The organism is Gordonia sp. PP30 (genome assembly GCF_023100845.1).
Taxonomy (GTDB): Bacteria; Actinomycetota; Actinomycetes; order Mycobacteriales; family Mycobacteriaceae; genus Gordonia.
Map to the genome: position 1 here is coordinate 3,039,830 of NZ_CP095864.1, position 18,421 is coordinate 3,058,250.

General features: G+C 69.4%; 22 protein-coding genes. All 22 read right to left on the reverse strand.

Features of this window, described 5'->3' with window-relative positions; genetic code table 11:
* The gene (locus MYK68_RS13955) at window positions 1-138 is read right to left on the reverse strand and encodes a hypothetical protein (protein ID WP_247864280.1); all 138 of its coding nucleotides are present in this window, start codon (window positions 136-138) and stop codon (window positions 1-3) included.
* Window positions 135-1,808, reverse strand: coding sequence for a Gp37-like protein (locus tag MYK68_RS13960; protein ID WP_247864281.1), 1,674 nt, complete (start codon window positions 1,806-1,808; stop codon window positions 135-137). Before MYK68_RS13960 ends, MYK68_RS13955 begins: the two co-directional genes overlap by 4 nt.
* Window positions 1,805-2,752: a hypothetical protein gene (locus MYK68_RS13965; protein WP_247864282.1), complete on the reverse strand. Its 948-nt coding sequence runs from the start codon at window positions 2,750-2,752 to the stop codon at window positions 1,805-1,807. Before MYK68_RS13965 ends, MYK68_RS13960 begins: the two co-directional genes overlap by 4 nt.
* Window positions 2,749-6,774: a VldE C-terminal domain-containing protein gene (locus MYK68_RS13970; RefSeq protein ID WP_247864283.1), complete on the reverse strand. Its 4,026-nt coding sequence runs from the start codon at window positions 6,772-6,774 to the stop codon at window positions 2,749-2,751. The genes MYK68_RS13965 and MYK68_RS13970 overlap by 4 nt, the downstream gene beginning before the upstream one ends.
* Before the next feature lie 25 nt (window positions 6,775-6,799).
* On the reverse strand, window positions 6,800-7,018 hold the full coding sequence (locus tag MYK68_RS13975; protein WP_247864284.1) for a DUF5361 domain-containing protein: 219 nt from the start codon (window positions 7,016-7,018) through the stop codon (window positions 6,800-6,802).
* 185 nt (window positions 7,019-7,203) lie between these two features.
* Complete coding sequence (locus MYK68_RS13980; protein WP_247864285.1) at window positions 7,204-7,473, reverse strand: hypothetical protein; 270 nt, start codon at window positions 7,471-7,473, stop codon at window positions 7,204-7,206.
* A 106-nt stretch (window positions 7,474-7,579) separates the two neighbouring features.
* Window positions 7,580-8,395, reverse strand: coding sequence for a phage tail tube protein (locus MYK68_RS13985; RefSeq protein ID WP_247864286.1), 816 nt, complete (start codon window positions 8,393-8,395; stop codon window positions 7,580-7,582).
* A gap of 83 nt (window positions 8,396-8,478) precedes the next feature.
* Window positions 8,479-8,865 carry a hypothetical protein gene (locus tag MYK68_RS13990; RefSeq protein WP_247864287.1) on the reverse strand — a complete coding sequence of 129 codons (387 nt, stop codon included), beginning with the start codon at window positions 8,863-8,865 and terminating at the stop codon, window positions 8,479-8,481.
* Window positions 8,862-9,107 carry a hypothetical protein gene (locus MYK68_RS13995; RefSeq protein WP_247864288.1) on the reverse strand — a complete coding sequence of 82 codons (246 nt, stop codon included), beginning with the start codon at window positions 9,105-9,107 and terminating at the stop codon, window positions 8,862-8,864. The genes MYK68_RS13990 and MYK68_RS13995 overlap by 4 nt, the downstream gene beginning before the upstream one ends.
* On the reverse strand, window positions 9,108-9,449 hold the full coding sequence (locus MYK68_RS14000; protein WP_247864289.1) for a hypothetical protein: 342 nt from the start codon (window positions 9,447-9,449) through the stop codon (window positions 9,108-9,110).
* Complete coding sequence (locus tag MYK68_RS14005; protein ID WP_247864290.1) at window positions 9,446-9,922, reverse strand: hypothetical protein; 477 nt, start codon at window positions 9,920-9,922, stop codon at window positions 9,446-9,448. Before MYK68_RS14005 ends, MYK68_RS14000 begins: the two co-directional genes overlap by 4 nt.
* 3 nt (window positions 9,923-9,925) lie before the next feature.
* Complete coding sequence (locus MYK68_RS14010) at window positions 9,926-10,069, reverse strand: hypothetical protein (RefSeq protein ID WP_247864291.1); 144 nt, start codon at window positions 10,067-10,069, stop codon at window positions 9,926-9,928.
* The gene (locus tag MYK68_RS14015) at window positions 10,066-10,974 is read right to left on the reverse strand and encodes a phage major capsid protein (protein WP_247864292.1); all 909 of its coding nucleotides are present in this window, start codon (window positions 10,972-10,974) and stop codon (window positions 10,066-10,068) included. The genes MYK68_RS14010 and MYK68_RS14015 overlap by 4 nt, the downstream gene beginning before the upstream one ends.
* 15 nt (window positions 10,975-10,989) lie before the next feature.
* Window positions 10,990-11,484: a hypothetical protein gene (locus tag MYK68_RS14020; protein ID WP_247864293.1), complete on the reverse strand. Its 495-nt coding sequence runs from the start codon at window positions 11,482-11,484 to the stop codon at window positions 10,990-10,992.
* A 117-nt stretch (window positions 11,485-11,601) separates the two neighbouring features.
* Window positions 11,602-12,858, reverse strand: coding sequence for a VG15 protein (locus MYK68_RS14025; RefSeq protein ID WP_247864294.1), 1,257 nt, complete (start codon window positions 12,856-12,858; stop codon window positions 11,602-11,604).
* Entirely contained in the window at window positions 12,839-14,302 is a 1,464-nt protein-coding gene (locus MYK68_RS14030) for a phage portal protein (protein ID WP_247864295.1), read from the reverse strand. The genes MYK68_RS14025 and MYK68_RS14030 overlap by 20 nt, the downstream gene beginning before the upstream one ends.
* A gap of 17 nt (window positions 14,303-14,319) precedes the next feature.
* The gene (locus tag MYK68_RS14035; RefSeq protein ID WP_247864296.1) at window positions 14,320-15,843 is read right to left on the reverse strand and encodes a terminase; all 1,524 of its coding nucleotides are present in this window, start codon (window positions 15,841-15,843) and stop codon (window positions 14,320-14,322) included.
* Complete coding sequence (locus tag MYK68_RS14040; protein ID WP_247864297.1) at window positions 15,815-16,069, reverse strand: hypothetical protein; 255 nt, start codon at window positions 16,067-16,069, stop codon at window positions 15,815-15,817. The genes MYK68_RS14035 and MYK68_RS14040 overlap by 29 nt, the downstream gene beginning before the upstream one ends.
* A gap of 120 nt (window positions 16,070-16,189) precedes the next feature.
* Window positions 16,190-16,321: a hypothetical protein gene (locus tag MYK68_RS20800; protein ID WP_283255223.1), complete on the reverse strand. Its 132-nt coding sequence runs from the start codon at window positions 16,319-16,321 to the stop codon at window positions 16,190-16,192.
* Between the two features lie 366 nt (window positions 16,322-16,687).
* Window positions 16,688-17,338 carry a DUF7341 domain-containing protein gene (locus MYK68_RS14045; protein WP_247864298.1) on the reverse strand — a complete coding sequence of 217 codons (651 nt, stop codon included), beginning with the start codon at window positions 17,336-17,338 and terminating at the stop codon, window positions 16,688-16,690.
* Entirely contained in the window at window positions 17,335-17,742 is a 408-nt protein-coding gene (locus MYK68_RS14050) for a RusA family crossover junction endodeoxyribonuclease (RefSeq protein WP_247864299.1), read from the reverse strand. Before MYK68_RS14050 ends, MYK68_RS14045 begins: the two co-directional genes overlap by 4 nt.
* An 18-nt stretch (window positions 17,743-17,760) precedes the next feature.
* The gene (locus tag MYK68_RS14055) at window positions 17,761-18,189 is read right to left on the reverse strand and encodes a hypothetical protein (RefSeq protein ID WP_247864300.1); all 429 of its coding nucleotides are present in this window, start codon (window positions 18,187-18,189) and stop codon (window positions 17,761-17,763) included.
* Between the last annotated feature and the right edge of the window lie 232 nt (window positions 18,190-18,421).

Sequence of the window (18,421 nt, forward strand, 5' to 3'; positions counted from 1 at the left end):
TCAGGCCTCCCACGCGGGATAGCCGACCGCGCACACCCGGCAGATCAGGCCGCGGCGGCGGGAGAACCACCACAGGGCGATCAGGCCCCGCGGCTGCCGGAACTGCGTGCACTCCGGATCGGTGCGACGATGTTTCATCCCCATACTCCCAGGTCTTTCGCTGCTTCGGCCAGGTCGCGGATACGGCCGGCGATGGTCTCGAAGGGGTCGCGGTCGGCGCGCGCCCCGCAGGTGGCGGACAGGTCGTCGGGGCTGGTCTTGTCGTCCCACTTCCCCGACACCCGCTTGATCCGCTGAACTTCGACCTTCCCCGACCGGTCTCCGGGTACCTCGAAGCTGACGGGCTGACCAGTCCAGGCATGGCCGTGCCGTGGCTGCCCGAGCAGCCACGGCCCCGACGACGGGAAGTCGCAGTCGATGGTCGGGCCGCCGCGGGTCTCCCGGATCGCAGCGCGGAACGCCATCACCGAGCTGAGGGTGTACGCCTTCCCCGGGAGGTCGAGCATGATCTCGTACAGCCGCGACGAGCCGGTCCGGGCGTTGCGGATCGGCAGGTTCGACGACATGAATGCCGCGACGACGTCGGAGTAGAACGGGCTGAGGAGTGTGTCGACGGCGCCGCCCTGCGGCCCGACTCCGTATCCGTTGATGTTCAGATTCGAGGTGAGCAGGTCCACGCCGGCCTGCACTCCGGCGCTGATGCCTTCGTTCACGCCGGGCGCGGATTGGCCGCCCATGGTGATGATGCCGCCCTTCGCGGGGCGGCGGCGCACGGTGACGCGGCCGTCGCCGTCGTCGGGAATGTGGATCGACGGGTAGCCGGGCGCGGTGGTGAACATGTCATCCCAGGCCGCGCCGATCCCCTGCGGCGCCCCCGTGAGCAGGATCTCGGTGTCTTCGATGAGGTCGCCGACGGCCTCGCGCATGGTGCGGGTCAGACCGTCGAAGACGGTGCCGCCGTTCGCCGCGCCTTCGCGGTGGCGGGAGTTGTCGACGATGTCCACCACGAGCGCGCCGTCGCCGATGACGGCACCGGGCCACGGCTCAGGATCCCCGGCCCGCCACCGGTAGGTGACGACGGTCAGTTCGGCGTCGTCGAGGATGGGGGCTGCCAGGTCGGTCCAGTTCCGGAACCGTGAGTTCACCAGACACCACACAGTGCCGGCGTCGAGATCTTCCAGCAGTGTGGTCGGTTTGACGACGACATCCCAGGTGGACATGTCGAGGCCACCCACCAGCCACGACATGGGGTTCATCGGGTCGTTCGGGATCTGCCACGCCGAGGAGTTGATCCGCAGCAGCTGCAGCATCAGCGTCGTCTTCAGGCACCAGATCGCGGGCCCGGCGAGCAGGAAGACGCGCGGGAACTGGAACCACGCGGGCAGAACCGGGTTGGACCAGACGGGGATCTTCAGGTTCTCGTATTCGCCGAGGCAGGTGAGGGTCACCAGATGCCCGCCCGCGTCGGGAACCAGACCGTTCTCGTCGACGCGCCCGGAGATCCGGGTCCCGGCGTACCGGTATTCGACGTGGACGTTCTCGCCTTCGCCGCGCGCGATGCGGCCGTCGGTGTCGCGGATCCAGTCGGCGGCCGGATGGGTCTCGTCGATCGTGACGACGAGGGAACCGACGTCGTTCTCGATGTCCTCCCACTCCACCGAGGTGACGTCCAGGAGGACATGCGTCAGGCGCTGGTGGCCGTCGTACAGGTAGACCGTCGGCGGCAGCATGCGCTCGAAAGCCAGGCGCTGGTTCTCGGCGTCGATCGCGGCGCGGCCGGCGGCGAGCTGGTCGGCCAGTGCGGTCACGGCAGCACCTCGGCGGGCCGGTCGGCCAGGCTCATGCCCCACGGTCGGGTCCACAGCCGCGGCAGCGTGTACTCCGCGCGTGCACCGCCGGGCGGGGCGCCGGTGTAGGAGATCGGCAGCGGCGTGGGCGGCAGCCAGGCGGGCAGGTCGTAGACGAGGAACCGGCCCTGCTGGCGGGCGACGAGGTTGGTGCCGGCCGCGGTCTGGGCGAGGAGCTGGTCGCGGCGGCGGGTGAACCGGGCGGTGACGTCGCCGGGCTCGACCACTGCGGTGAGCGTGCGCGCGGCGTGCGGGCCGCCCGGCGCGACCGCCCCGGCCTGTCCCGTCCAGGACGGGTCCGGGAGTGTCCAAGTGGCCGGGGTGAGTTCGACGGTGTACTCACATGCGGTGTCCGACGGATTCGACAGCACCACGGTCCCCGCGCCGCTGGTGCCGGACTGCTCGAAGGCGACCGCTTCCGGTTCGGACTCGTACAAGGGTTGCCCGGCGCGGCACGAGTAGAGGGTGTTCGCGTATTCGGCGGCCAGGGTGTCCTGGTCGGCGACGAGTTCGGGGGTCTCTTTGGCCTCGAAGTACAGGGTCCGCGGCCCGTCGTCTTGCAGCGGTGCGGTGATCACCATGCGCGCGGCCCGGCGGGCGGGGTCCCACGGGTACGGTTCGGAGCCGAGCGCCAGCGCGAGAGCGGATTCGCGGCGGCCGGCGGTGTCGTCATTGACGTGGAACCCGAGGGTGAAGTCTCGCGGCAGCCAGACGCGCCGCCGCGGTCTGGCGCCGCGGCCGCCCGCGGTCGTCGCCCAGCGTGTTTCGATCGGCGCGTCGTAAATCGCCTGCACCTGCCCCTCACCGAGCCAGACGCCCTGCCGGCCCGCGAGAGGACCGTGGACGTCCCAGCGGGAGCCGTCGACACCGTAGACGGTGACGGCGAAACCGTCGTTGACGCTCACCCGATCCCCCCTCGCGCAGCGGCCAGTCGCTGCAGGTTCTTCTCGCGTTCCCAGTACTCGGACTCGTTCGCGAACGTGACGTTGGTGGTGCGCTGCTGCACCGGACGGCGCCGGTCGCTGCCGGTTCCCGGGGCGAGGTCGGCGTCGGTGACCCGGCCGGAATTGATCGCCTCGGCCAGCAGCGGCGCCCGGCGGGCCGCCGCTGCCCGCAGCACGAACTCCCCGTCCGACAGCCGGGCGCGGATCGAGTCCGACGTCGAGGTGCCCAGCCCACGGACCCAGCCGCCGCGGGCGTAGCCGTGCCCGTGGCCCCAAGTAGTGGTGAGGTTGGTGCCGTACTTCCCGACGTAGTAGCGCAGCGCGGCGACGATGTTCGCGGCCGGGTCGGTGCGGTCGTCGGGCAGCCGCGGATCCCGGTTCGCGGTGAACGTCGACCCGATCACCTGCAGCAGCCCGAGCGCCGGATCGGTGCCGGAGTTGACGTCTTGCACCTGCTGGGTGATCCCAGGATCGCCACCGGATTCGGTGTCGATCTGCTTGACGCCAGCGTCGACCTGGTCGGCGGCCGCCGACAGACCCTTGCCGACGTAGCCGATCGCCCACTTCATCAGCGGACGCCACTGCTCGGCGCCGCCGGACTGGCTGTAGGTGATCTTCGGCATATTCGCCAGCGTGGGAGAGCCGGTGGGGCCGCCACCGTCGGCCGGTGCGTCGCCGGTCTTGTTGAGCTTGGACTGCTCGTAGTCCTGCTTGGCCTTGAGCTTGTCGTCCTCGTACTGCCGCTTCAGCTCACGCTTGCGGTCCTCGTACTTGGTCTTCGCGCCGGGCGCCTTCGGGTACTTGTCGTACTCGGCCTTCGCCGCGGCAAGATCGTCCTCGTACTTGCGTTTACGGGCGAGTTGGGCCTGCTCGTACGACTGCTTCGCCGCCAGCTGATCCTGCTTCGAGGTGCCCGAGCCCTGCTTGGTGGACTCGTCGTAGGCCTTCTTGTCCTCCAGGTACTTGTTGTAGGCGGCCAGCAGCGGCGGGGAGTCGCCGATCGAGAACACGCTCAGCGCGTCCTGCAGCTGCCCTTCGACGCCGGTCTTGGCGGCGTTGCCGAAGTTCTCGGTGATCCGGTCGGCCAGCTTCTTCTCCCGCTCGGCCTGCGGCGACAACTGCGGGCCGGAGTCGGCCGGCGTCGAGGTGGTGGTGTCAGTAGTGCCGGTCGTCGTGTCGGTGCTGTCGGCGGGGGTGTCGGCCTGGACGTGCGGTGGGAACTTCAGGTTCGGCGGGATGACGTCGACGTCGACCTGCGGCGGTGACCCGATCTGCCCGAACAGCGCATGGATGTGGTCCATGTGGTTCTGGGTCGGGCTGCCGCGGTCCTCCATGATGTTGCCGCCGCCCTCGGCAGGCTCGTACTTCTGCTGCCAGATGGTGTAGTTCAGCGACAGGACGTCCTTGTTGTCCATCAGCCACGCCTTGACGGCGTCGCCCGTCAGCACGTCGGAGAGCATGATGTCCAGCGCCTGCCCGCTGGGGTGGTCCGGGTACGGGTCCGACGCGCGGTAGCCGCCGATGTCGGTGATCTGCGGCCAGAACTTGTGAATCAGGCGGCGCGCCAGCACCGCGATCGCCTTCAAGTTGGCTTCGCCGCCGCCACCGTTCCACGCATCCAGCCGCCCGACCGGACCTCCCTCGGCCCGGTAGATCGGGGTGCGGCCGGCGTTGATGGCGTCCATGAAGCCGTAGCCGAACTTGGAGACCGCCGCCGCGTTCACCACGTACTCGCCATCCGACAGCATCGCGGGGATCCGGTCATCGGTCGGGCCGCCCGGGCCGCGGACCCGGCCACCGGACGCCAGAGGCGAGATGTCGGGGAAGTTGATCTCCGGGGTGACCTGCTTGCCCATCACCTTCACAGCGGGGATCTTGAAGTTGTTCCACTTGTCGATGATCCAGTTCAGGGCGGCCTTGAAGCCGTCCTTCAGGCCGTCCCACACGCGAGCGAGAGTGTCGCCGATCTTGCCCGGCAGTTCCTTGAAGAACCCGATCAGCTCGTTCCACTTGCCGACGACCCAGTCCTTCACCTGCCCGGCCTTGTCGGCGACGCCCTGGAAGAACCCCTTGATCCCCTCGATCACGCCGGCGATGACGTCGTGGGCGACCGAGATCGCCGTCTTGATGCCGTCCCAGGCGGGGACGATCACGTTCTGCCACAGCCACATGGCGACCTGGCCGATCGCCGAGAACACCGTCTTCAGGCCGGGCCACAGGGTGCCGGAGATCCATCCCCACACCGCGGCGATGACGGTCTTGATCCCGTTCCAGGCAGGCTGGAAGACCGTGTTCCACAGCCACATCACCACGGTGCCGATCCCGGAGAAGATCGCCTTCAGCAGCGGCCACACGGTGACGCTCAGCCAGTCCCAGAACAGCCCGACCGCGGCCTTGATCCCGGTCCACGCGGGCAGCATCACGTTCTGCCACAGCCAGGTGACGACGGCGCCGATCGCGGAGAAGATCGACTTCAGCGGGTTCGCGAGCTTGTCGAGCAACCATGTCACCACCGGCGCGATCGCCTTGATGAGCCCGGCGATCACCTTCGCGATGACACCGATCACGCTGATCAGGAACCCGACGACGGGTTTGAGGATCGCGATCACCGGCTTGATGACCGTCCACAGCACCTTGAAGGCCAGCGCGAGGCGGCCGGCGATGAGGCCGACGAGCTTGGCGACCACCGGGGACAGCGCGGAGATCACCTCGCGCACCGACTTGAAGATGCCGGCCACCTTCGGGAGCTGCCCGCGCGCCCACTCGGCGATCCCCTTGAACGTGGGCAGCACCTTGGTCTTGATGGTGTCACCGATCGAGTTCAGCGGCCCCTTCAGCGCATTGAACACCCGGACCGCGTGCTGGCCGAAGATCTTCGCCAGCCCCGACAAATGCTCGATCGCGAACCCGAGGGACTCCCGCAGGAACGACCCGACCTCTTTCAGCACCGGCATCGCCTGCTCGCCCAGGCCTTTCAGGCGGTCGACGATGGCGCCGAAGTCGATCCCGGCCACCATCGACTGGATCGAGCCGAACGCGTCCTTCAGCGGCGCGATCAAGCCCTCCCCGCCACCACCGGAGAACAGGCCCGAGATCTTGTCGCCGACCGCGGCGGCGAACGGCTCGATCTTCTTCCCGACCGAGTCGATCCCCTTGCCGATCGCGTCGAATACCGGCGGCGCGGCGTTGAAGACCGGGGCCAGGAGCTTGGCGCCCAGACGGCCCAGAGCGGCGTTCATGTTGGCCATCGACCCGGAGAACGTCTTGCCCATCTTCTCCGCGCCGCCGCCGACCATGCCCTCCATGACGGACTGGAAGTCCTCGAAGGACACCTTGCCGTCGGACACCATCTTCGCGGCCTCTTCGGAGGTCACGTGGTACTTGTCGGCCAGCGCCGGAAGGATCCCGATCTGCCGGTCGAGCAGCTGCGCCATCACTTCGCCGTCAAGCTTGCCGGTGGCGGCGACCTTCCCGAAGATCGCGCCCATCTCCGACAGACTCGATCCGCCGACCGCCGCCGAGTCGGCGACGATCTTCAGGTAGCGGTCCATGTCGGTGCCAAGCTTCACCCCGGCCGCCGACGCCATCGCTGCCGCGCCCGCGGCCTCATCCAGGCCGAAACTGGTGCCCTTGACGGCCTTGTTCGCCGACGCCATCGCCGACTCGACGTCCTTGGTGGACATCTTCAGGGCCTTCATCTTGGCGGTGGCCTGGTCGATGTTGTTCAGGCGGTTGAAGCCCTTCACGAACGCCGCCGCCGCCACGCCGCCCGCGGCCCCCGCAGCGCCCGCAACACCCCACTTGATCGCCGACCCGAGACCGCTGGTGGCCTTCCCGAACGCCCCGCCGAACAGGCCCCCGGACTTGCCTCCCGACGACGACGCCTGCGCCTCGATGTCGCCGAATGCGGCCTTCACCGGGCCCGAGAATCCCTTCATCGAAGGGATCACCTCGACATAGGCGGTCGCCAAGTTCACGGCCATGTGAACCTCCTTCGAGTGCTTGCGGTCATGCCGCCGGCCTGCGCTTGACCGTGTAGCGATCGCGGGCCCGGTCCAGCGGGGTCGACGTCGACCCGACGACCTTCGTTTCGGCCGGTTCGATCCCCGGCCGCGGGATCGGCTTCGGGGCGTCGCGCCCCTTCGCACCGGCCTTCGTCTTCGCCCAGTGCAGCCAGCGCAGTTCGTCGACCATCGCCGCCATGAGGAGCAGGTCGAGGGTCCACACCGATTCCTCGGTGGGCGGGTGGATCTCGGTGTAGAGCGCGGACGTCTCCGGGCTGTGCCGGATGAAGTCGCGCAGGTCGATCAGGTCGAACGCCGGGGTACCGGCGTCCCGCAGGCGCAGCCCTGCCCGGATCAGGTCGGCGTTGAGCGCACTGGTGTGCTCGTCGGCGATCCGGGCGAGGGCGGCTATTCCCCCGCGGTGATCCCGCCGTCGGCCTGCCAGGCGTCCATCAGCTTCTCGATGTCGCCGAGGCCGATGTCGTCGAGCGCGCCGAGGTCGGCCTCGGACATGAGGCCCTTGTCGACGAGCGCCTCGAACAGGCCGAACAGCTGCTCGCTGTCGGACTCCTTGCGCAGGCGGCGCATCACGCCGAGGGGGATCTGCTTGAACCGCGGCAGCGTGATCTGCGTCTTCGCCTCGTCGGGGAGGGTGTAGTGGAACTTCTCGGTGGTCATGGTCCCGGCCTTTCAACAGTTGGTGGGGGTTTGCTGGTCCCGGCCCGGATGGAGCCCCGCCGGCGAGGCAGCCGGGACCAGCGAGTACCTCGCCGGCAGGAATGGGTCAGGCGACGGTGACGGTGCCGCCGGTGCCCGACGCCGACACCGCGGTCACCGCGACGGTGAAGGTGGCCGTCAGCGGGCCGCCGGAGCTGCCGGTGACGGTCACGTTTCCGGCGCCTACGTTCGGCAGCGCCTCCAGCGCGCTGCGCAGCGCAGCGGCGGTCTTGGTGCCGATCGACGCGGTGGTCTGGCCGTCGACGGTGACCGTGTACGCGGTGACGCCGCCGTCGAGGGTGAACACCTTCACGATCTCCGGCGCCGGCAGCACGCCGCGGTAGCGGTACTGGCGGCTGGTGTCGCCGTCGATCACGTCGGAGGCGTACGCGGTGACCGTCAGCTCGTAGGTGACGATGTCGCCGTGGCTGAGAGTGACGTCGGAGACCTCGGTGACCTGGCCTTCGGGGATGTAGGTGCGGATCAGGTCTTCGCCGTCTTCCAGGTCGATGACCCAGGCCTCGCGCGGCAGGATCTTCTTGTTCTTCCGCACGGTGACGTTGTCGCCGGACACGATGACGTTGTCGGCGCCGAACACGCGCCGGAGGACTTCGACGTTCTTGTCCTCGATGAGCGGGATGGTGAAGGTGTTGTCGTAGCCGGTCTGCAGGACCCGGACGGTGTCGCCGCCCAGCGCCTTCTTGGCGTCGGTGTCGCGGGAGTTGGCTTCGGTGATGCCGTCCTCGCCGACGTAGCCCTGGTCGACGAACGCGGCGTCGAGGTCGGTGTCGGCGTCATCGGGGCCCGCGGTGCCCAGCGGGGCGTTGCGGATCGCGCCGGTGGCGCGGGGCATGACGGCGGTGACGTTGGCAGAGTTCGCCATGATCAAGGTCCTCTCGTGGAGTGATTGGTGGTGGTCCCGGCGCCCTGACCTGGCGCGGTCAGGAAGTCAAATGGGGGTGGCGGCTACGGCTGCGGAGTGCCGCGCAGCCAGAGCGCGACGGTCGCGCTGTAGCGCGGCCGGTCGGTGTCCGGGTCGGGGTACGCGGCGGGTTCGCCGACGACGTCGACCCGGCGCACCGTCTTCTCGGTGGGGTCCTGGCCGGCGGCGACGAGCGCGGCCAGGACGGTCTCGGCGAGGTCGGCCGCGGCCGAGGCGGTGGCGGCGTAGAAGTGCAGCTGCACCAGTCGCTGGGACAGCGCCGCGGTGCGGACCGAGCCGCCGATCGCGACCGGCCGCACGAACAGCGCGGGCAGGGTCTGCGGGGCGCGGGTGGCCACGGCCACGCCCGGCAGGCGCGCGGCGAGCAGCCGCACGATCTGCGCTTCGGGCTTGCCGAACCGCACGGTCACTGGTGGCCGCCGAGGGCGTGCAGGAGTTCACCGTCGCGGGCGGTGCGCCGCTTGGCCTTGTCGGTCTTGGTCCAGACGGCGCCGCGGACGCGGTCGCCTCCGGGCTCGACGACGTGTTCGTAGTCGTCAGGGTCCAGACGGCCGGCGATCCGGCCGACCTCCGCGCCGACGGCCTGCGCCATCTCCGGCGAAGTCATGATCTCGCGGAACGCGTTCTTGTTGAACCTGATCTTCTTGGGCATCTACCCGACCACCCTTCGCAGGTTGAGCGTGCCGCCCGGGTTCCAGCCGAACGGATTGCCGTCGCAACGTTCGGGCTCGCCGACCACGTCGTAGACGGCGCCGCCCAGGCGCACCTGACCGCGATGAGACAGAGCCGGGAAGGTGGTCGGCACATACAGTTCCAGGTCGACGACCACGCGGTCGTGGCCGGCGGTCTTCGGTTCGGCCGTCGCCGGCACGCCCCAGCCGATGATCCGGTGGGGCGCCCACTCCGACCACATCTGTCCGGCGTCGCCGAAGTCGTCGAGCGGACCGTCGATCAGCTCACGGACCTCGATGACGTAACGGGCAGGGAGACTCACGCCCGCTCCCACAGTGCCGAGCCCTGGGCGAGCCACGCCCCGCACGAACACCCCGCCGCCGGGGCGAGCCAGATCGAGCAGATGTCGGCGTGCGCCACGCTCACCGGTGCGGCGAGGGTGTCGACGGCGAACGCCGACCCGTCCCCGCCGGTGGCGTTGCGGCACAGGTCCTGCAGCGCGGCGATCTCCGACGGCCACAGCAGACCCGACTTGCGGGTCGTGGAGTCGATCGTCTGCGAGAACGGGCCCGCGGCCTGCTGGGTGATCGCCCCGGAGTCCGCGGCGTGCCACCGCAGCACCGCGCCGCGCAGGATCGCCCGCGCCGCCTTGTCGTGCGCGAACGCGTCGTCGGCGATACACGGGGCGACGCTGACCGCCATCGCGACCACGTCCTCGATCATCGCGGCCAGCTTCGTGGTCTCGATCTCGACGAACGGCGTGATGTCGTCGGCGGTCAGCGTCACCACGGGCATGGCCTACTCCTCGCCCGTGCCGGCCGGTGGGCTGGTCTTCGGCTTACGCCGCGTCTTGGTCCAGCCCTCCCCGAGCAGCTTCTCGGCCAGGGCGTCGTCGGCCACCTGAGCTTCGACCCCGGTGCGGGGCGCATACAGCTTCATCACGCGGCCTTCACGAGCGCGAACTTGGTCGGGTCGACGTACCACACCCACGCGGTCTCCAGACGCAGCGCGATCTGGTTCTTGCGCTTCAAGTCGCCCTGCCCGTCCGGGTCACCGAACTTGATGATCTCGACCGGCAGCTGCCGGGCGACGCCCCAGCGGACACCGGCGTTCCAGTTCCCGACGATCGCCTTGATCTTCTTCGCCGCGGCGCTGGCGGCCTCCGGCGCGGCGACGGTATCCGATACCGCGGCGGTCAGACCCCGGATAGAACCGACCTCGCGCGGGTTCAGCGGCAGGCCCGGGTTGACGAGCTCACCGGCGCGGGCGTGGTCCTCGGGGTAGCGCTGGGTGGCGTAGGCGAACGCGTAGTCCGGCGAGAGCGCCACACCGGTCGGGAAACCGCCCGGGGCGAGCTGCGCCGCGATGGTGGCCTCGACCTCGGCCTCCGGAGCACCGGCCGCGGTGATCACCGTGGCCGCGTCGGCCAGCTTCGCCGGGCTGCCCGACAGCGCGGCACCCGAGAGCGGGTTGATGCCGTGCAGCACCGCCAGATCCAGGGCGCGGGGCAGCGACTCGGCCGCCGCGGTGGCGAGTTCGTTCAGGACGCCGAGCTGGTAGTCCTGATCGCGCCACTGCACCTCCTCGTTGAACCGCAGGGTCGTCTGCGCCTTCTTCGGGGTCGCGGTGACGTAGCTGAAGGTCTCGACGGTCGAGCCCTTGTCGGCGCCCTCACCGACGAACTCGGCCTTGGGGACCTGGTTCACCGTCACGATGTCGGTGTTGCCGAACCGGAACGGCTCGGACGCCGACAGCTGCGCGACGACGCTGCCGTCCTGGGTCTTGCGGATCATCGTGTCGGCGATGTCGCGGGGCAGAACAAGCCCCGCCGAATCGATCACGGCCATGAGGTGGTTCTCCTTCTAGGAGTCGGTGCCGCCGAACAGCTGGCCGACGAACGCGGCCGCCTCCGACGGCGGAGTGGAATTGGTGGTGCCCAGGCGCGGCGCCGCGGCGCCGGCCGGGGCGGTGAGCCCGGCGACTGCCGCCACCTGCGCCAGCACCGTCTCCGGCGTGGTGCCGGTGATCAGCGTGGACGCGGTGGCCTCGTCGAGCTGGTGCACCGCGATCAGGTGCGCCCGCAGATCGGCGGCGACGGTGGCCGGGATCTGGTCGACCTTGGCCTGCAGATCAGCGGTCTTGGTCTTCTGCGCCGCGAGGGCGGTGACGAGCGGATGATCGTCGGGCACCCGGATCGGGTCCGGCGACGCGGCAGGAGCCGCGGGAGCGGCCGGTGCGGCCGGGGCCTGCGGTGCAGCAGGTGCCACGGGAGCAGCAGGCGCTGCCGGATTGGCCGCAGTGGCCGGGGTGACTGCTGCGGTGGTCGCCTGATCGGCGGTGGTGGACGTATCGCCCATGACGGAACACTCCAATCGAGTGAATCCCCGTCACGCCGAATGCGTGCGGGGTGGCTTGTTGTATGATCGGAAGTGCGGGTGCGCCCCCACATTTCATGTGGGCATTGCGGCCCGCACCTACTTTTTGAGGTCGATCTCGGTCAATTTCCCGCGTGACATCACCCAGAGCCGATTCAGCCGGTACTTCCGACGTCCGACGTTGTATTCGGAGAGTTCAGCAGCCAACTCGTCAGTGAGCGGTAGTTCACCGAGGTCGGCAATGAAGTTGTCTTTGACTACGCCATGTTTGGCGGCCTTGGACGCCGCGCTCACGATCCGGCCGTGGATGGCACTGTATGTGGGCTTCTTGGTGCGCTTGACTTCGACCTCGATGTTGCCGTTGCTCGTCCAGATGAAGTCGTTTGTCGGACGGCGCCGTTCGTCAAGCGGTATCCACTGCATGCGCTCTCCGGTGTCCAGGAACTTCTCGACGAACGAAATCTCATGTGGCTCGATGTGGTCGCCGTGGAAGTCAACGGGAAGTGCCTGCTTTCGGGCCTCCCAGTACGCCGTGCTGGCGTCGTGGCCAGGGGAACCGGTCTTGCTGCCGCCGGGGCCGTTGGGGTCCTTCGGGTCCTTGCCGTCTCCGCCTGGCTGCGGTGTCTTGTCCTTGGCCCGCTTCTCGGCCTTCGCCTTCGCCAGCTTCACCGGATCCCGGCGAGCACCAGGCACCTCGTCCATGAACTTCGCGATGTCGCCCGGCTTGGTCAGGCCGGCGTCGCGGGCGGCCTGGTAGTCCTTCTTCCACTCCGCGATGTACGGCATGGGCGTGTACGTGTCACCCGGCCGGACGGCCACGGCCTGGCAGTAGCAATGGTCGTGGTAGCGGTTCATCTCACCGGCCGCGCGCGCGGAGGTGTAGACGGCGCCGCGGGTGGCGAGCATGCGGCAGAAGCCGCACGCGTTCGCCGAGGCGTGCCGGTACCAGCGGGCACCCTCAGCGGCAGCGTTCGCCAGCACGGTATCGCGGGAGACGTTACGCAGCCGCCGGTCGATCCCGGCTTCAAACGCGGCGCGCGGGTCCGAGCGCGTGGACGCGTAGTCGAACAACACCCGCAGGTATTCGGCGGTGAACTGGCGGGCGGATTCCTCCAGAAGCTGCGGTGCGAAGCCGTCGGTGCCGCCGGGCTGGGCGGCGTACCACTGCCGGGTGCCCTCGCTCATCGCGAGCCCGACCGGACCCAGCATGGTCGGTAGTGCCAGGGCCAGCGCGGTCTTGCGCTCGCGCGGGCCGCCGACCTTCGCCGAGTTCACGTACGCGCGGCCCGCGATCCGGGCGCCGCGCCCGGCCACGACGTCGTTGAGCCGAGCGAGCTCAGGCAGCCGGGTCGGCATCGTCGGCCGCCGGATCGGTGGTGGCGCCGGTCTGGTCGGCAGGCTCACCGGCGGCGAGCAGCTGGTCAAGCACCTGGCCGCCCTTGACCTGCTCGCGTTCAGCGAGGGCCCGGGTGATCTGATCCTCGGACAGTCCCGCCAGTTCCAGACCGACCTTCGTCTCGGCCAGCCACGGCACGGCGCCGAGCTGCTTGGCGCCGGCGTCGGCCATCGCCGCCCGCGACTGGTGCTGCGGCGGCCGCCACAACGGCACGACCGACGCCCACCGCTCGTCGGGGACGTCGACGTCGTTCACGATCGCCGCGGCGCGCATCATGGTGCGCGCCCACGCGCCGCCCCAGACGTCGGTGGCGGTCTCGGCCGTCGCGATCAGGTCTTCGCGCGAGGCGATGTAGCTGTCGGCGCTCGTCGGGTTCGCCAGCCCGGACACGCCGAGCGAAGCGACCGGGATCGCGGTCTCACCGGCGAACAACTGCGCATACTGCTGCAGCTGCTCAATGTGCGGTGCCGGGCTGGCCGCCTGCACCGACTGCAGGGCGGCCCGCGGGTTGGCGGCCTTGTCATCGTCCGGGACGCCGAACATCCGCCCCAGCGCGATCTGCCACGACGTCTTGACCGTCCCATCGGGGTTCTTGAAGATCCGGCTGTCGGCACCGAGGAGAAACAGCTGCGGCAGGCTGTAGACGTCGGCGTTGCCCTCCATGCGCATCGCCACCCGCATGGCGCTGTTGGTCAGCCCGATCACCGGGCGGGTGATCCGCGAGGTCCCCAGCCGCTTCCCCGGCCGGGGCCGGAACACCAGAGGCTCCACCGGGACGCGGCCACGGTAGGGCCGACGTTCGACGGTCCAGCGGGCATCGGCCAGGGCGCCGGTGACGATCTGCCCGTCGGCCATGAGCGTGAACGTGGTCACCATGCCGAGTTCGTCGCGCTCGTGCACGTCGAGGAAGCTGTCCAGGCAGCGGGTCCGCGGATTCCAGTCCCCGGAACCGTCCGTCGCGGCGGTGCAGTGGATCTGCGCGGCCGGTTCCAGCAGCTGCTTGTCACCCGCGGTGCACGAGAGGAACGCCACCCCGTGCAGCAGCGAGGAGACCGCGGCCATGGGCGCCTCGACGGCCAGGTCGTTGCTCGTCCACACCTCGCCGAGCCCCAGCTCGTCGTTGTCGCCGTCGGGCCAGTCGAAGCCGGTCAGCACGGTGCGTTCGGCCAGCAGGTCCACGGCCTTAGCCGGCCAGCCGATCACCTTCGCTGTCCGCCCGTACTGCAGCGGGACGACGTCGGCGATCTTGTCGACCGCGTACTTGCCCTCGTACAGCAGCGTCCGCAGTCCGTTGCGGGTACGGCGCGCCGCGATCTTGTTCTCCAGGCGCGCGAGCGCGGCCTGTTCGTCGCCCGACAGACCGGGCACGATCGGCACCGACGCCGAAATCAGGGACTCACCCACCAGTCCCCCTTTGCTGGTCACACCACGACGGCCTCCCGGCCGCCCGACGTGCCTCCTGTGAGTGTTTGAGACGCCCCGAGTACCGCGAGGCTGAAAGCGTTCAGTGCGTGGATCGGCTGGTTGTCTCCGCGGCTGGCCCACACCCAGCCACCCGACGAGGTCTTGATCGGCCGCTTCATCGCGTTCGCGATCCCGCGCGCGAGTACTTCCTGTCCAGCGTGGGTCAGGGTCTGTTCGTCGATGCCGGCCTCCACCAACGCGCAGGCGGCGATCAGGTCACCGACGCGCGCGATCTTCGCCCCGCGCATCCGCCGCCGCTTCAGCAGCGGCATGAGCGCGCGAGCGGGGGAGTGTTCGTCGAACAGGATCTGATCCCGTGGCCGGGCGGCCTCGTCGAGGAACGCCGCCGCCGCTTCCAGGCTGCGTGTGGAGAACACTTCCTCGCCGTGCACACCGGACTCGGTCGCCCAGGCCGCGCACACCGAGATCTCGCCCGACTCGGCCCGGTCGACACCGAACGCGTCCGGCGCCGTGTCCGCGGCCGGCCCCGCCCCTGCCCGTTCCGGCCACTCCGGAAGCACCCGCTCGACGACGTCCTTCGGCCAGATCCCGAGCGCCTCACGCTGCCACGCCCCGAGGTCGGGGAGGTTCTTCTGCATGCGCTTCATCGCCGTCGCACCCACACGGTGCGGATACGACGGATTCGCCCGCCGATACTGCTTAGGCGAGTACGGATCGAGGTCCTCGTCCCCGGAGATCTCCACCCACATGCCGTCCGGGGCGTCCCCGGCCAGCGCCGCAGCCCGCTTCGCAGTGAACGCGGCGCCGTCGTCGACCGGCCGCGGCGGCGTCCCGATGAAGAACAGCAGCCCGCCGTGCGGATTCTTCGCCGCGTTGGTGGCCGGCACCATGTCCTCCAGGGCCTTCAGGCCGAGGATCTGCGCCTCGTCGAACACCTCGACGTCGATCGCCTGCATGCCGCGGCCGAAGCCGAGTGCCCGGGCCCCGAACATGATGATCGACCCGCCCGCGAACTCGATCTCCTGCTCGCCGTTGGCCGTCCGGATACCGCCGGAGCGGTCCTTCTTCAAGTGCGCGGCGACCGCCGGCCGCCGCACCGCGCCCTGCACGCTCCGGAAGGTGCCCGTCGTCGTCCGGGCATGGTGGGAGGTCCACACGCACCGCAGGCCCGGAAACTCGATACACAGCGCGATCAGTACGTGCGAGATCAAGAACGTCTTGCCGACCTGTCGCGGAATCGAGGCGCACACGCCGTCGACGCCGCACGCCCACGACTCGTCCTCGCGCAGCCCGAGCGCCGCCTGACAGAACCCTTCCTGCCAGCGATCCAGGGTGACCCCCATCGTCGCCAGCCGGTACTTGACCCGCGGCCACAACGTGCGCACGATCCCGTCCGGCAGGATCAGGTGCGTCGCAGCCTCCCGGAGAGTCGGAGACAGCGGGCGCTTGTCCAGCAGGGCCGCCCGGCCCAAGTCGACGACGGTCTGGTCGTCAGAGGTCGAGCGGGTCGAAGCTGTCATCGTCGGACGCCGCGGCCGCCGACTCATCGGCGTCGGCCTTGGCCTGCGCGAGCGCCGCCACCCGTTCCTCCTCATCACGGATCAGGGCGTGCAGCTTGTTCAGCTCGTTGTTGAACTGCGGCCGCGTGTTCTCCGCGGCCTCCACCAGCGACGTCGCGATCAGGCGGCGCTGCGCCTTCAGCATCGCGAGCACATCGCCGGAGGCCACCGCCTGCTTCAGCGTCATGGTTCGCTTCCTCGGCGGCACAACGTCACCTCCAATCGGTACAGGTCAAGACCCCGGGAGGGGGATACGGGGAGAGAAAGGCTCTATGGCCGAGAAGGAGCCGTGGGGGCCCGGTAGGGGTCACTCCCCCTGGGTCTCGCGTCCGGCCGCGACCGGGGTGCCGCGCCGGCAGCGGGGGCAGCGTGGTGAGTGCGGGGCGTCCTTGCGGCAGTTGCGGGCCTGGGCGAGAAGGGTGTCGACGAGCTTGTTCACGGCCACCATCTCCGTTCGGTTCGTCGTTCCGGTGCCAGTGGCGGCTGGTGCTCGACAGGGTCGAGTTTGTTGCCCTGCTTCTGGTTGCAGGCGCGATGGGTCAGGTGGCAGTTGGCTCGGTCGGTGGGTGAGCCGCCGCGGCTGACGGGAATGAGCTCATGGACTTCAGGTGAGCGGTCGTCGGGTGTCTTGATCGACTGGTCGACGTATTCGCCGCAGAGCCAGCAGTGGGTTTCTTCGCGGAGTACTCGCGCGCGGACTTGTCGTCTTCGGTGTCCGTTGGCGCTTCTGACGTTCATCAGCGTGCTGCTCGTCCGGTTTTGGAGACACGTGTGCCGTGCGTCCAGTGTGCCACATCTTCGGCGGTCATCGCAGCACGTTGTCGGGCAGCGTGCCGAGTGTGCGCGCGAGGTGTGCGAACAGCTGTGGTTCCCACAGGTGTTTGCAGTGCTGGCATTGGCAGCCGTGCTCGGTGACTTGCAGTGCCGGCTGACGCACCACCTCGCCCGCACTGTCGGGGCGGTAGACGGTGGTGGCGCCGCAGGCCGGGCAGGGGGCGGGGATGGTCCAGCGGCGGGGTGGGTCGATGAGGGCCAGGGCCTTGGTGGTCCACGCTTCGATGACGGGGGTGATAGTGCGCAGGGTGGGTACGTCTTGCGGGCGCCACGGCGCGTCTGCCAGGGCCCAGAGCCGGTTGATGGTGGACTCGGGACCGACCCATCGGGCGGGCCGGGCAGCCTCGCGGGGCAGCCAGGAAGGCACGGTCGCATCGATCTCGGCGAGGAGATCGATGACGTCGAGCACGACCGGGGGCATGGATCGGGCGTGGCTCCCGTTGCGTGTGCCCTGCGCGCCCGCGCGGCGCTCGACGAGTTGCACGTAGATCGAGGCACCGAAGACGAGTTCGGTGGTGCCGTCGCCGCGGGTGATGTGGTCGGTGGTCCGGCCGACCAGCGCGTGGACGGCATCTTCCAGGGCGGCACGGACGGCGGGCAGGCCGGCTTCGGCGTCGTTCACGCGGGGTCTCCGATCTCGGTGATGATGATCCGGGCGCCGGGCTGTTCGTCGAGTTCGGCGAGGCGCTTGGCTGAGGTGATGTGCACGATCTGGGAGTCGTCGCACCACGCGGTCTTGGTGCCGGCGTCGAGGAGGGCGCGGAGCAGCTTGTCGAGGTCGGGGCGTTTGATGGCGTGCGGGGTGCGGCGTTTCGGTGTCGACTTGGGGCGGGGCATGACGAACTCGACGTCCAGGCTGATCGCTCCGGCGAGCGGTGTTGCGATGGCTTGGCCGAGGGCGAGGGCGACGACCGCCCGCCAGGGCGCGACGCGCTTGGAGGATTCGACGAGGATCCCGCGGCCGACATGGCGTTTGCTGCCTTGCGGTGCGGGGTGTCCGGGGACGAACAGGCGGTGGGTGGTCATGGTTCAGGTCTCCTTGGGTCAGAAGGGCGGGCGTTCAGGGAATGGCGGGTTTGCTTGATTGGCGCGGAGGGTGCGGTCGATTCCGGCGTCGCCGAGCTCGTGCGGGATCGGATGGCCGCAGCGGTGGTTGGTGTGCCAGTAGCGGCCGTCGCTGGGCGGCCAGTGCTGGGCGTGGTTGCGGAGTCTGCCGCGGGCGCCGGCGCGGATGATGATCAGCCGGCCGAGGGCTTGCATGGTGGTTGCGCCGAGGTGGTTGAGGGGTCGGGGGTCGAGGGTGAGGTCGAGGCCTTCGACGCGGCCGGCGAGGACGGGTGAGCCGCAGCCGCCGCAGAGCCGTGGGGTGAGGTCGGTGGTGTCCTTCAGCGCGGTCTGGGTGCGGGTCTTTCTGGGGGTGCGGATGGCGTGGGATGCGCCGCAGTCGGGGCAGGCGTGACGGTCATTGGCCATGTCGGGCCGCCTGTGGATAAGTCGGCGCGGGTGCCGCGGGTGCCGAAGCTTGCGAATTGTTACTCCCGTAGCGCATCCAGAGGTGCTTGCTCCTGCTAATTCCCCTGGTCCGCCCTCGCGCGCTATATGTAGGTTTTTCACATCGCGGCACCCGCGGCACCCGTGGGGTGTTTGTGCTGGTCTGCGCAATTTCATCGGGTGCCGAAGTCGAAAATGTGGCGGCACCCGTGCG

Coding starts and splice junctions, on each gene's coding strand:
- MYK68_RS13955 (WP_247864280.1), bottom strand. CDS start 138: ATGAAACATCGTCGCACCGATCCGGAGTGCACGCAGTTCCGGCAGCCG.
- MYK68_RS13970 (WP_247864283.1), bottom strand. CDS start 6,774: ATGGCCGTGAACTTGGCGACCGCCTATGTCGAGGTGATCCCTTCGATG.
- MYK68_RS13980 (WP_247864285.1), bottom strand. CDS start 7,473: ATGACCACCGAGAAGTTCCACTACACCCTCCCCGACGAGGCGAAGACG.
- MYK68_RS13985 (WP_247864286.1), bottom strand. CDS start 8,395: ATGGCGAACTCTGCCAACGTCACCGCCGTCATGCCCCGCGCCACCGGC.
- MYK68_RS13995 (WP_247864288.1), bottom strand. CDS start 9,107: ATGCCCAAGAAGATCAGGTTCAACAAGAACGCGTTCCGCGAGATCATG.
- MYK68_RS14005 (WP_247864290.1), bottom strand. CDS start 9,922: ATGCCCGTGGTGACGCTGACCGCCGACGACATCACGCCGTTCGTCGAG.
- MYK68_RS14015 (WP_247864292.1), bottom strand. CDS start 10,974: ATGGCCGTGATCGATTCGGCGGGGCTTGTTCTGCCCCGCGACATCGCC.
- MYK68_RS14020 (WP_247864293.1), bottom strand. CDS start 11,484: ATGGGCGATACGTCCACCACCGCCGATCAGGCGACCACCGCAGCAGTC.
- MYK68_RS14025 (WP_247864294.1), bottom strand. CDS start 12,858: ATGCCGACCCGGCTGCCTGAGCTCGCTCGGCTCAACGACGTCGTGGCC.
- MYK68_RS14035 (WP_247864296.1), bottom strand. CDS start 15,843: ATGACAGCTTCGACCCGCTCGACCTCTGACGACCAGACCGTCGTCGAC.
- MYK68_RS14040 (WP_247864297.1), bottom strand. CDS start 16,069: ATGACGCTGAAGCAGGCGGTGGCCTCCGGCGATGTGCTCGCGATGCTG.
- MYK68_RS14050 (WP_247864299.1), bottom strand. CDS start 17,742: ATGACCACCCACCGCCTGTTCGTCCCCGGACACCCCGCACCGCAAGGC.
- MYK68_RS14055 (WP_247864300.1), bottom strand. CDS start 18,189: ATGGCCAATGACCGTCACGCCTGCCCCGACTGCGGCGCATCCCACGCC.